Origin of the sequence: Paenarthrobacter sp. JL.01a, from assembly GCF_025452095.1 — a bacterium.
Taxonomy (GTDB): Bacteria; Actinomycetota; Actinomycetes; order Actinomycetales; family Micrococcaceae; genus Arthrobacter.
In genome coordinates, this window is the sequence record NZ_CP104877.1 from 194,616 (window position 1) to 209,824 (window position 15,209).

General features: G+C 65.1%; 10 protein-coding genes. 9 read left to right on the forward strand and 1 reads right to left on the reverse strand.

Annotated features, from left to right (window positions below):
- The first annotated feature begins 20 nt into the window (after positions 1-20).
- From N5P29_RS00970 to N5P29_RS01010, 9 genes are all read left to right on the forward strand, one after another.
- On the forward strand, positions 21-1,817 hold the full coding sequence (locus tag N5P29_RS00970; RefSeq protein ID WP_262276843.1) for a sigma-54-dependent Fis family transcriptional regulator: 1,797 nt from the start codon (positions 21-23) through the stop codon (positions 1,815-1,817).
- A 263-nt stretch (positions 1,818-2,080) separates the two neighbouring features.
- The gene (locus N5P29_RS00975; protein WP_144663166.1) at positions 2,081-3,028 is read left to right on the forward strand and encodes a C-terminal binding protein; all 948 of its coding nucleotides are present in this window, start codon (positions 2,081-2,083) and stop codon (positions 3,026-3,028) included.
- A 37-nt stretch (positions 3,029-3,065) separates the two neighbouring features.
- On the forward strand, positions 3,066-4,361 hold the full coding sequence (locus tag N5P29_RS00980; protein WP_144663165.1) for an aspartate aminotransferase family protein: 1,296 nt from the start codon (positions 3,066-3,068) through the stop codon (positions 4,359-4,361).
- Between the two features lie 2 nt (positions 4,362-4,363).
- Complete coding sequence (locus N5P29_RS00985) at positions 4,364-5,263, forward strand: fumarylacetoacetate hydrolase family protein (RefSeq protein WP_144663164.1); 900 nt, start codon at positions 4,364-4,366, stop codon at positions 5,261-5,263.
- A gap of 33 nt (positions 5,264-5,296) precedes the next feature.
- A complete protein-coding gene (locus tag N5P29_RS00990) occupies positions 5,297-7,387 on the forward strand; it encodes a hydantoinase/oxoprolinase family protein (protein ID WP_262276844.1) in 2,091 nt (696 codons plus the stop codon).
- Positions 7,388-7,389: 2 nt separating this feature from the next.
- Positions 7,390-9,150: a hydantoinase B/oxoprolinase family protein gene (locus N5P29_RS00995; protein WP_262276845.1), complete on the forward strand. Its 1,761-nt coding sequence runs from the start codon at positions 7,390-7,392 to the stop codon at positions 9,148-9,150.
- Positions 9,151-9,232: 82 nt separating this feature from the next.
- Positions 9,233-10,366, forward strand: a complete 1,134-nt coding sequence (locus N5P29_RS01000) for a Gfo/Idh/MocA family protein (protein ID WP_262276846.1) — start codon at positions 9,233-9,235, stop codon at positions 10,364-10,366.
- 185 nt (positions 10,367-10,551) lie between these two features.
- The gene (gene iolD / locus N5P29_RS01005) at positions 10,552-12,513 is read left to right on the forward strand and encodes a 3D-(3,5/4)-trihydroxycyclohexane-1,2-dione acylhydrolase (decyclizing) (RefSeq protein WP_262276847.1); all 1,962 of its coding nucleotides are present in this window, start codon (positions 10,552-10,554) and stop codon (positions 12,511-12,513) included.
- 78 nt (positions 12,514-12,591) lie between these two features.
- The gene (locus N5P29_RS01010; RefSeq protein ID WP_262276848.1) at positions 12,592-13,947 is read left to right on the forward strand and encodes an aldehyde dehydrogenase family protein; all 1,356 of its coding nucleotides are present in this window, start codon (positions 12,592-12,594) and stop codon (positions 13,945-13,947) included.
- Between the two features lie 76 nt (positions 13,948-14,023).
- On the opposite strand, the gene N5P29_RS01015 is transcribed toward N5P29_RS01010, so the two are convergent.
- Positions 14,024-15,208 (reverse strand): Gfo/Idh/MocA family protein, encoded by a 1,185-nt coding sequence (locus tag N5P29_RS01015; protein ID WP_262276849.1) that lies wholly within the window; start codon positions 15,206-15,208, stop codon positions 14,024-14,026.
- Between the last annotated feature and the right edge of the window lies 1 nt (position 15,209).

The following is a 15,209-nucleotide window of genomic DNA, read 5'->3' on the forward strand; positions in this document are numbered from 1 at the left end:
ATACCCAGAGAGAACCTCCCATGTCAGCAGAAGTATTGTCATCGTGGCCCTACGAGACACCACGCGAAACCAACCGCCTCCGGGAGATCTTCCTGATGCAACCCCATGCCGACCTCAGTGGTATCCGTCCGATGGTGGCCCGCTCGTGGTACCGGAGCCGGGCAGCGGGCGTCGACGCGTTTGCCGACCGCGGGTTCTACGACGAAGGGCGGGTTGACGAGTACACCATCGCGGCGGCCGGCACGCACCTGCGGAAACTGGATGAGGTGGCCGCCGACCTGGGCGGTTATGTGAACATCACCGCCCCCAACGGTGTGCTTGTCAAAGCCAGTTTCCTCCGGGACGACGGATTCCCCGCCGGCTACTCCCTGCTGGAGGAGAGCTGCGGCAGCAACGGCGAAGGTCTGGCGCTCGAAGAAGGGCGTGGTGTGTGGCTGGCCCCGGAAGAACATTTCCGTGAGGACATGAGGGGCAATTGGTGCTTTGCGTCCTTGGTACGCGACCCGTTCCATAACCGGGTGAGGGCCGTGATCGGATTGACGCTCCCGGCAAACAGGGTCAGCACACTGGAACCGTCATCAACACTGCTCATGCTGGAAGGTGTTGCTTCGCGGATTGAGCGGGACATCGAGGTCCGTACCTCCTCGAAAGAGCGGGCATTGCTCAGTGAGTACCTCAGGGTCTCCCGCCGAAGGGGCAACCGGGCGGTCATCGCCGTCGACGGTAAAAACGCGCTTCAGAACGCCTCGGCGACGGCGACGCTGGTGGACAGCGATTTTTCGGTTGTTTGCGGCTACGCCAAGGCGGTCATGTCCTCCGGCCGTGACATGAACTGCGAAGTCATGCTGCAAGGGCCAGGGCTTTCGACCTTGGAGATAGCGCCTGTGTCGCTTTCATCGGCCAACGTGGGAGCAATCGTGGTGGTCCGGCCGCACGCACCCGCCAAAGAGCGGTCGAATGCTGCCTCAGGTGCTGCCATAGCGCTGGAGTCAGCACCAAAGGGGACCGCGGAGCGGTTGTTGAAGCACGTGGATGGCACCAGCACTGAGTTCAAGCGCACCCTCAACCTGGCCCAGAAAGCCGTGGACCAGGACAGGTCCGTGGTGATGTTCGGTGAAGTCGGCAGCGGAAAGTTGCGGTTGGCCGGTGCCATCGCCGCCCTGCGGGGTGGGCAGATGGTGGTGGACGCCCGCAACGGAGACCTCAGGAACACCTCGCTCCGGGACATCCTGCACAGGGTGGCCACCGAGCTTCCCTCAACATTGATCGTGGAGCACGCCGATGAGCTCTCCCAGAACGAAGCCAGCGAGATCGCCCGCAACCTTCAGGGCATCGCCGCCACCAGGCTGATTTTCACCATCACGCGCCCCACGGAGGCCACCCTCCTGCTTTCCGAAGCCTTCGATGTCCTGGAGATTTCCGTGGCGCCCTTGCGCAACAGGCGCGAGGATATCCCCCAACTGGCCAACGCCATCGCGAAAGAGCTGGGGGAGCGGAAGCTGTCCCGGCGGCTCATCACCACCCTGACCCACGCTGATTGGCCCCGAAACATCGACCAGCTGCGCGCGGTGGTTTCCAACGCCGTCGAACGTGCAGAAGGTGCGGAGGTCACCCTGGACGACCTGCCGCAGGGTTTCCACCGCGTGCTGACCAAGGGCAGACTGTCCCGCCTGGAGGACGCGGAACTCAGCGAACTGCGTACGGCGCTCCAGGAAGCGGGCGGCAACCGCAGCCTTGCTGCCGAAACCCTGCAGATCGGCCGTTCCACACTGTACCGGCGCATGGACTACTTCCGCAGCCGGGGCTTCGACCTCTGATTCAACGCAGCAGCAGCCGACCTCCCAAGGGGTCGGCTGCTGTGCGCTGCCCACCAACTGAAGAGGCCCGACGGCGGGTGGCCGCTTTGCGCGTCCGGGGCCCAGACACCCAGGCGCTGGGACAGTGTCCCACCGAGGTGTCTCGATCTGGCACGGATGGCCGCCCCGATATCGCGTTGTACTGGAAATCACCCGACACCGGCACCCGTCCCAAGGAGTGTCCGGCAGGACCGAGGGTACCAACACGAACAGGACGACTGACTATGACCCGCGATGCCCAGGGAACCATTCTTGTGGCCCCTCACCATTTCCCGGACCTGGACCGTGAGCACGCGCTCGCGGAGGAGTTCGGTTACACACTCAACCCCGCGGCGGACACTGACGCCTTCCGCGACGGGCTGGCCGAAGCCGATATTGTGATGATCACTCCCTACGCCAAGCTCACTGCGGCGGACTTCCCGCTGATGGCCAAGTGCCGTGCAGTCATCCGGTACGGGATCGGCTACGACAACATCGACGTCGCCGCGGCCACCGAGGCGGGCATCCCGGTCTCGATCGTTCCCGGCACGGCGTCGGAGGAAGTTGCCTCCCACGCCTTCGCGATGGGCCTGGCGCTGGCCCGCCGCCTGCCCGCCGGCAACGCAGCGATCAACAACCTCGGCTGGGCCGGAACCATCGGCTACGACACCCCTGTCCTCTCCGAGCTGGAGGTAGGCGTCCTGGGCATGGGACGCATCGGCCAGCACGTAGCCCGCATGTACTCGGCCGTCGGCGCCCGGGTCCGCGCCTACGATCCCTTCGTGACGGACAGCTTCGTGGAGATGGCCGGGCTGGAACACATCCTGGAGAATTCCGACGTCGTTTCCCTCCACCTGCCGCTGAACGACGAGACGGCGAACCTCATTTCCACCGGAGTCCTCGCCAGGATGCGCAAAGGTACCGTGATCGTCAACGTATCCCGCGGCGGACTCATCGACGAGGCCGCGCTCGCCGAGGCCCTGACCTCGGATCACATCGCAGGCGCCGGCATCGACACCTTCGCCCAGGAACCGCTCGCCGCTGACCACCCCCTGCGCACGGCGCCCAACGCCATCCTCACCCCGCACATTGCCTGGCGTTCCAACCGGTCGACGGGCGCCCTGCAGGACGGCGCTGTGGAGCGGGTCCGCCTCGCGCTGACCGGCCAGCCACTCATCGACCTCGTGAACTGAAACGACCTGTGAACTGAAGAGACTGGAGAAACCCGACTTGGCAACCACCAATCATCTTGAAGACCTCGCTGCTTTACAGAACCCTGTAGAAGATCCGCACCTGCGCCGTGGACCGCGTGGTTTCCCGCTGCTTCCCGGCGGCTACGGCCGCTCAACGTACTACACCGGCGCTCCGAGCCCCTACGCCATCAAGGGTGAGGGCTACCGGGTGTGGGACGACCGCGGGCGTGAACTGATCGACGCGAACAACAACTTCACCTCGCTGATCCACGGCAACGCCCACCCGGAAATCACCGAGGCCGCCACCAAGGCCCTTACCACCGGGGCGAGCTGGGGCATCCCGAACCTAAACGAATGGGAACTTGCCGAACTCCTGCTCGGCCGCCTTCCGGAGTTGGACCAGGTCCGCTTCGCGAATTCCGGCACCGAGGCCGTCATGTCCGCGATCCGCATCGCCCGTGCGTCGACGGGGCGCGAGCGCGTTATCGTCACCAAAGGTGGTTACCACGGAACGTCCGAGGTTGCCCTGGTCCCGGGCGGGCCGTCCTACCAGCGCGGCGTGACCCGCGGCGTGATCGACGACGTCACTGCGGTGCCGCTGAACGACGTCGAATTCCTGCGCCAGGCGGTTGAAGCCGCTCCGGACGCCTATGCCGCCATCATCCTGGACCTGCTGCCCAACCGTGCCGGCCTGCTCACCATCAACGAGGAATTCGTCCGGACCGCCCGGGAGCTGGCTACCCGCTACGGCATTGTGCTGATCATCGACGAGGTCATCAGCCTCCGACTTGGCTACAGCGGCTTCAGCGGTGAGTACGGGGTTTCCCCGGATTTGCTGACCACTGGAAAGCTCATCGGCGGCGGATTCCCCGTCGGTGCGGTCTGCGGCAGGGCCGAGCTCATGGCTGAAGTGGACCCCACCCGTCCGGGCAGCCTGCCCCACGGCGGAACGTTCTCCGGCAACCCGGTCAGCATGGCCGCCGGTTCCGTTGCCCTGCGCCTCTACACCGAGGACGAGGTCAAGCGACTGAATCATCTGGGCGACACCGCCCGCGAAACGGTCAACGCCAGGATTGCCGACGCCGGCTGGGAGATCCGTGGCCACGGCTCGCTCCTCCGCGCGGTTCCTGCCGGTGCGGAGAAAGTGGACGAGCACACCCAGCACAAGCTGTGGTGGGCCTCCTACGAGCGCGGACTGCTCGGCTCCCCGGCCAACCTGCTCTCCCTGTCCACGCCCATGGACGAAAAGGTGGTGGCCGACATTACCGACCGCTTGGCCGACGCTGTCCTGGCAGTCGCCTCGGAGGCTCCCACTACGGAAGGTGCCAAGTAACCATGAAGATCGTTTCCTACGAACACGAATCCGGTATCCGCGGCGGCGTCCTGATCGAAGACACCGTCTATGACCTGGAACTGCTCCTGCAGGGTTCCCGCCAGGCAGTGCACGGAGCCACCACGTCCGTCCGGGAATTCCTGGAACTTTACGGCGACCGGCTGGAGGCCATCTCCGCCGAGGTCAGCGTCTTGGCCGGACAGGATCCGGAAGCACACGTTGGTGCCCGGGCCGATGTCCGCCTGGCCACTCCGGTGCCCAATCCCTCCAAGGTGCTCTGCATTGGCCTGAACTACAAGGACCATGTTGCCGAGACCGGCCGCGCGTTCCCGGATTACCCTGACGTCTTCGCCAAGTTCGCCTCCACCATGGTTGGGCCCGAGGACGAAATCGGCGGTGCAAAGGTCAGCGAAAACCTCGACTTCGAGGGAGAACTGGCAGTAGTCATCGGGCGCAAGGCCAGTGAAGTCACGGAAGAAGAAGCGCTGAACTATGTGGCCGCACTTGCCCCGCTGAACGATGTCACGGCCCGCGACCTGCAGTACCGCGGCACCCAGTGGTTGGCAGGCAAAGCCGTGGACGGGTCAACCCCGTGGGGTCCTGCCCTGGTCACCCTGGACGAAGTGGGCGATCCCCAGAACCTGGACCTCGCAACCCGCGTGAACGGCATCGAAGTGCAGCGCTCCAACACGAGCTACCAGATCTTCCCGATCGCGCGGATCATCTCCTACCTCTCAAGCTTCCTCACCCTGGAACCCGGCGACGTCATTGCCACAGGAACCCCGCAGGGCATCGGTGCCAAGCGGAACCCGCCTGTCTGGCTGGAACCGGGAGACACCGTGGAAATCGAAATCGACAAGGTAGGTCTGCTCCGCAACACCGTGGGCAAGCCCCAGCTCTAACCCCCTGCAAGCTCTACGAAAGTAATGAAGACCATGAGTGATGTACAAACACAACCAGGCGAGGCACGGTACCGCATCGCCGTCGACACCGGCGGTACCTTTACCGACGTCGTGGTCGGTTCCAACAGCGGCGACATGGCAGTCGGCAAGGCGCTGACCACCTACGACCGCGTGTTCACCGGCTTCGAAGCCTCGGTCCGCCGCGCGGCCGAGTCCGTTGGCTGGAGCGGCGACGATGTTCTCCGCAATGCCGACGTCATCGTCTACGGCACCACCCACGCCACCAACGCAGTGCTCACCGGCAAAGTTGCCAAGACGGCGCTGCTGACCACGGACGGTTTCGCCGACACGCTGCTGCTCCGCGAAGGTGGCCGCCGTGACGCCTTCGATTCCAAGGCTGCCTACCCACCGCCTTACATTCCCCGTCACCTGACTTTTGAAATCACCGAGCGCATCTCTGCCGAGGGTGACGTCCTGGTGGAGCTGGACGAAGAGCAGGTCCGCGAAGTCCTCGGTTCCTTTAAGGAACAGGGCATCGAAGCCGTTGCGGTCTCCTTCCTTTGGTCCATCATCAACGACGCCCACGAGAAGCGGGTTGCCGAGCTGATCCAGGAGATCCTTCCCGGCGTTCCGTACACGCTCTCCAACGCGGCCAACCCCACCATCCGCGAATACCGACGCTCCTCGGCAGCCTCGATCGACGCTTCCCTGAAGCCGCTCATGGCAGACCACCTGGGTAAGCTGCGCTCGGACCTGCAGGAATACGGCTTCGCCGGCGACCTCCTGGTAGTGACCTCCGAAGGTGCCGTGCTCGACGTCGCCGATGTCCTTGACCGTCCCGTCCTGCTGCTGAACTCCGGCCCGTCCATGGCACCGCTGGTGGGTGCGGCGGCAGCCCCGGACCACGACACCGTGGTTGTCTGCGACATGGGCGGCACCACCTTCGATGTGTCGCTGGTGGAGAACGGCGTGGTCCGCCACACCCGCGAAGCCTGGCTGGGGGAGCCGTTCGTCGGGCACCTCACCGGCTTGTCTTCCGTTGCGGTTTCCAGCATCGGCGCCGGTGGCGGCAGCATCGCCTGGATCGACGGCGGTGGCCTCCTTCGCGTGGGCCCGCAGAGTGCGCGCAGCACTCCCGGTCCCGCAGCGTACGGCCGCGGCGGCGAAGAACCAACCGTCACCGACGCCTGCGTGGCGCTTGGCTACCTCGACACGGAGGGCTTCGAAGGCGGGTTTACCTTGAACCGCGAGGCCGCCGTCAAGGCCATCGATACCCGCATCGCCGGGCCTTTGAAGATGGACACCCTGCAGGCCGCCCAGGCCATCCTGGATGTCTCCGCCAACCACATGGCTACCGCCATCCGGCAGTCTGCCCTGGAACAGGGCGTTGACCCCCGGGGTGCGCTTATCGTTGCCGGCGGCGGCGCAGGCGCCATGGTCGCAGCGATCATTGGCAGGCTCCTGGAAGCGGACACCGTCCTGATCCCGGCGACCGCCGGCGTCCTGGCCGCCTACGGCGCCCACCGCGCCCCAATCGCCACCGAGTTCCTCTCCCCGCTGCACAACGACACCCGCAGTTTCGACGCCGGTTCGGCCTCCCGCGCCGTGGAGGACCTGACAGCCAAGGCTGAGCTCTTCGTGAAGCGCTTCGACGGCGTAGGCGAAGCGCCCAAGGTCACCTACTTCGTCGATGCCCGCTACCCCGGCCAGGCCTGGGACCTCCGCGTCTACCTCGACGCCGCCCCGGACACCTCCGGTGACGCGGCAGGCATCATCGAACGCGCCTTCCACGAAGAGCACGACCGCCGCAACGGCACCCACGATCCGGACAGCCGCGTGGAGATCATCACCTGGGGCGTCCGCGTGGAAATCCCGCGTCCGGAGCACACCAGGTCCGAAGGCGAACTCAGCCGCACCGCGGAAATCCACCGCACTGACAGCATTGTCTTTGGCGGCGAACCCTTCAGCACCCAGCGCTACCGCGGCGTGACGCTCGCTCCGCGCGACAAGATCGTGGGACCGGCCGTCATCGACCAGCCCACCACCACCATCGTCGTACCACCGGAATGGGACGCGACGCTCGATGAACGATCCAACATCTACCTCACCCGTAAGGAGGCGTAACCGTGACCCGCGAATTCGATCCCGTAAAGCTCTCGGTCCTTGCCAACGCATTCGACGGCATTGTCCGCGAGATGACCAGCGGACTGCTCCGCTCCGCCCGCTCTTCCGTGATCAACACGGCCCGCGACTTCTCCTGCGCCGTGCTGACCGCGGACAACCAGTTGCTTGCCGCGGCTGAAGGTGTTCCCGTGCACGTCTTCGGTGCCGGCCCGCTGGGCGAGGACATGGTGGAACTCCACAAGGACATCCGCGAAGGCGACGCGTTCCTGCACAACGACCCCTACATGGGTAACTCACACGCAGCAGACCACGTGATCCTGGTGCCCATCTTCATCCAGGGCCGCCACCTCTTCACCGCCGTGACCAAGGCCCACCAGGCCGACTGCGGCAACTCCCTTCCCACCACATTCTTCGCCACCGCGCGGGACGTGTACGAGGAAGGCGCATTGATCTTCCCCTGCGTGCGGATCCAGCGCGACTACACGGACATCGACGACATCATCCGCATGTGCCGGTCCCGCATCCGTGTTCCAGACCAGTGGTACGGCGACTACCTGGCCTCCGTCGGCGCCTCGCGCATCGCCGAGCGCCGCATCCACGAACTCGCTGAAAAGTTCGGCGTCGATGACCTGGTGGACTTCGTGGACGCCTGGTTCGACTACTCCGAGCGCCTCACCGCCAGCGCGATCGAGAAGCTGCCCGAATACGTCCTGCACGGCACCTCCGCCCACGATCCGTTCCCCGGAACCGGCCCGGAGGGCGTGCAGCTGCAGGCAACCCTCGAGGTGAAGCCCAAGCAGGGCAAGGTGGTGATCGACCTGCGCGACAACCCGGACAACCTGCCCAACGGCCTGAACCTCACCAAGGCAACTGCCACCGGCGCCGCCCTGGCCGGCATCCTTTCCGGCATCCCGGAGAACCTGCCGAGCAATGCGGGAACCTTCCGTCGCGTCGAGGTGCTGCTGCGGGACGGCTGCGCCGTCGGTGTTCCCAAGCACCCGTACTCTTGCTCCTCCGGCACCACGAACCTCGCTGACCGCGTGGTCAACATCGTCCAGGCCGCTTTCTCCCAGATCGACGACGGCTACGGCACCGCCGAGGGCGCGGCCGGCCAGGCACCCGCCAAGTCGGTCATCTCAGGAACGGACGAACGAAACGGCAATCCCTACGTCAACCAGATCCTGGTAGGTGGCGTCGGCGGTCCGGCAACACCGTACGTAGACGGCTGGCCCACCTACCAGCGTCCCGTGTGCGGCGCCCTGTTGTACCACGACAGCGTGGAAGTGGACGAGCAGCGGTACCCGATCCTGGTCCACGAGCGCACCTTGGTTGCCGACTCCGGCGGAGCCGGCCGCCAGCGCGGCGGACTCGCCACACGCGTCACCATGGAGCCCCGCGGCGACAGCGTCACCCTTACCTATGGCATCGAAGGCAAGATCAACCCCCCGAAGGGTGTCCGCGGTGGCCACGACGGAGCGGAACCGTCCGCGTGGGTGGAGGACCTCAAGACCGGCGAACGCCGCGAAATTCCCGTGGTGGGCCGCTACGACCTGCAGTCGGGTGAGAAGGTCGTTTCCATCACTCCCGGCGGTGGCGGCTACGGCGACCCGCTGGAACGCGACGTCCTGGCTGTACTCGACGACTACCGCGAGTCCCGCGTGACCCTCGAAGCCGCGGCCGCACACTACGGCGTGGTCATCACCGACGGTGCCATCGACGAGGCAGCCACGGCGAAGACCCGCGAGGAACGCCTGGCCGGCTAAACCGCAGCTATCGCAACCCATCCCGGGGCGGGGTATAGTCCTCGCCCCGGGATGTTCCAACAATCATTAAACGGAGATTCACATGGAACCCATTCGAGTCGGCATTATCGGCGTCGGAAACGTCCTCAACCAATACCTGGACAAGATCGGCGTCCACCCTGACGTCGACATCGTGGCGCTTGCGGATGTGAACCCGGAGGCCGTGCGGAAGCGCGCCGCCGAGTATGACGTTCCCAAAGCACTCACCCCGGACGAGTTGCTGGCGGACGAGGACGTGGAGCTGGTCCTGAACCTCACACCGCCCAAGCTGCACGCGCCGGTCACCCTCCAGGCGATCGCGGCCGGCAAACACGTCCTTTCGGAGAAGCCCTTTGCCACGTCCCTTGAGGAAGCGAAGCAGATCCTGGACGCGGCACGGGAAGCCGGTGTCAAAGTGGGCTCCGCGCCCACCACCTTCCTGGGTTCCGGCATGCAGACCAGCCGCAAGCTCATCGACGACGGCTGGATCGGTGAGCCCGTTGCAGCTTTCGCTTCCTTCGCGTGCAGGGGCTACGAACACTGGCACCCGAACGTTGACCCGTTCTACAGCCCCGGCGCGGGCCCCATGCTGGACATCGGACCATACCTCATCACCAACCTGGTGAACTTCTTCGGCCCCGTTTCCCGTGTCTCCGCAACCACGCCGCGTTCGTCCGAGACCCGTCCCCGCCCCGGCAAGGACGGCGAAGTCATCCAGATCCAGACCCCCACGCATGTCACGGGCACACTCGACTTCGAGTCCGGCGCCTCTGCCACCGTGATCGTCAGCTGGGACATCTGGAACCACAACCTGCCGCACCTGGAGATCTACGGCACCGGTGGTTCCTTGGCAGCACCGAACCCGGACCACTTCTCCGGCGCTCCCGTGCTGCGGCGCGGTGAGCCGGGCGACCTCGCGCTGGACATGACGCCTCCGGGCGGCGGCGACTGGCGCGAAACGCCCATCACCCACCGCGACGATGCCTACCGCGGCATCGGCTTGGCCGAGTTCGGCTACGCCATCCGCAACGGCGTGGAACCCCGGACGGGCGGCGACTTCGCCTACCACGTGCTGGAAGTCCTCCTCGCCTTCGAGGCCTCCTCGGAGCAGGGCAAGCACATCGCGATCGAAAGCACCTGCGAGCGGCCCCGGCCGCTGCCCTCCGTGGGACCGCAGGAGCCTTACCGCTTCGACTAAGACAAGCGAAAACAAACAGCAGCCGACGGCGGTACGCACTTACCGCCGTCGGCTGCTGTTTGCGTGTCCGGGCACGTGGCCCGCGTCCCAAACTGGGACACAACTTTGCTTCCCCGCGGTGAAAACCTGATGTTCGGGCGAATCGGTTTGCAAATGCCGACGCACCTACGAATTTAGGAGAACGCATGACTAGCACAGCCGCTGCTGATATCGGCACCGAGGTCAATATCGCAGCCGATAAAAAGGCCGTCCGCCGCCGCACTGTCGCACAAGCGATCGTCGAGTATTTGCAGGTCCAGTACAGCGAACTCGACGGCGAAGAACGCCGCCTGATCGCCGGCATGTACGGCATCTTCGGGCACGGCAACTCCGTGGGCCTGGCCCAGGGCATCGACGAGTACGGTGTGGACTTCCCGCACTTCCAGGGCAAGAACGAACAGTCCATGGTCCACGCGGCCATCGGCTTCGCCAAGGCCTCCAACCGTGCCGCCACCCTGGCCTGCACCGCTTCCGCCGGTCCGGGATCCACCAACATGGTTTCCGGTGCCGCCACAGCCACCACCAACCGCCTGCCCGTGCTGCTTTTCCCCGCGGACATCATCAACAACCGCTTCGGCGATCCCGTGCTGCAGCAGATCGAGCACCCGGTGGAACGCGACGTGTCCGCCAACGACTGCTTCCGTCCTGTCAGCCGCTACTTCGACCGCATCACGCACCCCGCCCAGTTGCTGTCCACGCTCCCGGAGGCAATGCGCGTCCTCACCGATCCCGTGGAAACCGGTGCCGTGGTGGTTTGCCTGCCGCAGGACATCCAGGGCGCGGAGTTCGACTTCCCGGAGTCCTTCTTCACCCCGCGCGTCTGGCACATCCGCCGTCGTCCGGCTGTTGAGGACGAGCTTCGTGACGCCGCGGAAATCATCCGCAACGCCAAGCGTCCGCTGCTGATCGCCGGTGGCGGCGTCCGCTACTCCAAGGCACAGGAAGAACTGGCGCGCTTCAGCTCCGAGTTCGGCATCCCGGTCTCCGAGACCTACGCGGGCAAGGGAAGCGGACCCATCACCGACCTCAACCTCGGTGCGCTGGGCGTGACCGGAACCGTGGGTGCCAATGAGATCGCCGACGGCGCGGACTGCGTCATTACCGTTGGCTCGCGCCTGCAGGACTTCATCACCGCCTCGCATTCGCTGTTCCAGAACCCGGACGTGAAGTTCGTGAACCTCAACGTGGGTTCGTTCGACGCCCACAAGATGGGCTCGTTCCCCGTCATCGGCGATGCCAGGCTCAACCTGGCCGGCCTGCGTGAGCGGCTCACCGCCGTCGGGTACTCGACGTCGGACGAGTTCCGCAGCGACATCGCGGACGCACGCAAGGCCACGCTGGAAGTGCGCAAGCACGACCTCCAGGCCTTCCCGGGCGAACTGATGAGCCAGGCCCAGGTGATCGACGTGCTCAACAAGCGCACCACCAGCCAGGACGCCCTGATCCTGGGTTCCGGCGGCGTGGTTGAAGGTATCCACAAGGCCTGGGACCCGTCCAACGGCACCGAAATCCACTTCGAGTACGCCAACTCCTGCATGGGCCACGAGATCCCCGCAGGCCTGGGTTACCGGATTGCCCGCGATGACGCGCCGGGCGAGGTGTACGTCCTGATCGGTGACGGCACCTACTTCATGCAGCCCACGGAACTGGTCACGGCCGTCCAGGAACACAAGAAGATCATCACGATCGTGATCGACAACCGCGGCCACCAGTGCATCTGGCCGCTGCAGGTTGCCAAGGGCGGTCCGGACCGCGAATTCGGCACCCAGTACCGGGAACGCAGCATGGAGTCCGGCCGTTTGGACGGGGCAGTACTCGAGTTCGACATCGCCGCCAACGCGGCCAGCATGGGCTGTGCGGCATGGTCGACGACGACGGTCGAGGAGTTCTCTGCCGCCCTCACCGAGGCGCAGGAAGCCGAGGGTCCAGCAGTGATCGTCGCCCGGGTGGAGCCGTGGCGCTACCTTTCCGGCAACGGCGCCTTCTGGGACGTTGGAGCTCCGATGACCTCGGAGCGGCCCGCCACCCTGGAGGGTGCTGCCAAGCACCTCAAGGGCCGTGAGCGGCAGCGCTTCTACGCTGCCACCACCGCACCTGACGCACGCTAGGCGCACCGGGCGGGACCGCTCCATCCAGCGGTCCCGCCCGTTTCTTTTACGGGATTTACTGACCAAGGAGCAATCATTATGAGCACATTTGCCGTTACTGATCCGGCTACCGGAACCATCCACGCCGAGTACCCCGCCGCCACTGACGCAGAGGTGGAAGCCGGGCTCAGCGCCGCCCAGCAGACCTACCAGGAGTGGTCCCGCACCACCACAGTCGCCGAGCGCGCTGCCCTGGCTAAACGCCTCGCGGATCTGTTTGTTGAGCGGAAGGATAAGCTGGCCGCCATCATCAACCGCGAGATGGGCAAGCCGCTGCAGCAGGCCGCCGGCGAGGCCGAGTTCTCCGGCTCCATTGCCGCTGCCTTTGCTGAGCACGCCGAAGAATGGCTCGCCGATGAGCAACTGGAGGTAGCCGACGGGCTGCGGAGCTTCTTCCGCTACCAGGGCCTCGGCGTGATCCTGGGCATCATGCCGTGGAACTACCCGTATTACCAGGTGGCACGGTTCGCGATTCCCAACATCATCCTGGGCAACACGGTCATTGTCCGGCATGCCAGCCAGTGTCCGGAGTCGGCGTTGGCATTGGAGGAACTCTTCCGCGATGCAGGTTTCCCGGAGGGTGCCTACGTCAACCTGTTCGCCACCCACCAGCAGATCTCCACCATGATCGCGGACGACCGGGTGCAGGGTGTCTCGCTCACCGGCTCCGAGCAGGTGGGAGCGATCGTGGCTGAACAGGCCGGACGTGCGCTGAAGAAGTGCGTGCTGGAGCTCGGCGGCGCCGATGTGTTCCTGGTCCTGGACACGGACAACGTGGACCTCGCCGTGAAGAAGGCCGTCATGGGCCGCATGGGCAACACGGGCCAGTCCTGCAACGGTTCCAAGAGGATCGTGGTGCTGGACAAGTACTTCGACGAGTTCTCCGGGAAGTTCAAGGCAGCCATCGCCGGACAGTCCTACGAGAACGGCGATTTCGGACCGATGTCCTCCGATTCGGCCACAAAGTTCCTGGCTTCCCAGGTGCAGGGCGCCCTGGACCAAGGCGCAGAGATCCTGGTGGGCAACAATGAGCCCCAGGGCAACGTGTTCACCCCCACAGTGATCACGAACATCACGCCGGCCATGGACGTCTACAGCGAGGAACTCTTTGGCCCTGTTGCGCAGCTGTACAAGGTCAGCAGCGACGAGGAAGCCATCAAGCTGGCCAATTCCTCGCCGTACGGCCTCGGTTCGGTAGTGATTTGCGACGACGTTGAGCGCGCCGAGCGCGTCGGAAACCAGCTCGACGTCGGCATGGTCTTCGTGGGTGCCTACGACCTCAGCGGTGCGGACGTGCCCTTCGGCGGCGTCAAGAAGTCCGGCTACGGCCGCGAACTGGGCAAGGTGGGCATGCTGGAATTCGCCAACAAGAAGCTGTTCCGCTTCGCGAAGTAGGTTTCAGCGACTAAGTTGCAGCGCAGCAAAAGGAGGCCGGATCACGCGATCCGGCCTCCATCTTTGTCGCAGGAGCCTAGGCTCCGTACGTGGTGTTCCCTGTGACTTCCGGGACCTCCACCCAGGCGGAAGACTCTGCGCTGCGCAGGGAGGCATCCACCAGTTCCGATGCCGACCAACCGTCGGCCACAGAAGGTCCAAGCTGCTTGCCTTCGGCCACCGAACGCAAAAACAGCGCGGCCTCGATGGTCTTGAGGTCGTTGAAGCCGATACCGGGACCGGCGTTGGGCTGGAAGCGCCCAAATTCGCCGAAGGAGGGCGGGGTCATGACGGTCCGGTATCCACTGCGGTCCGTTGCGACTTCCAGCTGGTTCATGCGCTCGAAGTTCCAGCGGATGGATCCTTCGGTGCCGTAAACCTCCACGATGTATTCAGCGTGCGGGCCGATCGCGACGCGGGTTGTCTCGAACATGCCCACTGCACCGCCCTCGAAGCGGGCGAGCATGGCCGTGTAGTCCTCGTTCTCCACCTCCCGGGTCACATCCGAGGCCTCACCCTTGTTGAAGGAATTCGACGACGTTCCGGCTGGCAGCGGACGTTCCTTGATGAACGTTTCCGTCACCGCGTTGACCGAGGTGATGCGGCCTACCAGGAACTGGGCCAGGTCGAAACCGTGGCTCAGGATGTCGCCCAAAACGCCGGACCCTGCGCGCGCTTGCTCGTACCGCCAGGTGAACACCTGCGTCGGGTCCGAGGCGTAGCTGGTCAGCAGGCGGATCTGCACGTTGGTCACCTTGCCCAGCGCCCCGGAACGGATCAACCGTCGTGCCTCAGCGATGGCCGGTGCATGCCGGTAATTGAAGCCCACCGACGTGATAAGTCCGGCGCCCTCAGCGCCCTGGGCAATCTCGCGGGATTCCTGGGCGCTGCGGCCCATCGGCTTCTCGATCCAAAAGTGCTTGCCGGCCTCGATGGTGGCCAAAGCGATTTCGTGATGCAGGAAGTTGGGGGAGCAGATCGAGACGACATCGACGTCCGGGTTCTCCAGTACTTTGCGGTAGTCGGTAGCCGTTTCCCTGTAACCGAGCGCGTCCTCGGCATGGTGACGGCCGGCGTCGTCCGGGTCTGCGGCGATGACAAGCTCGGGGTGGCGCGGCAGTTCGGGGAAGAACTGTTTGGTGGCGAGGTAGGCGCGGGAATGCAGGCGCCCCATCCACCCCACCGAGATGAGGCCAACGCCAATGCGGTTCTGGTCTTCCAAA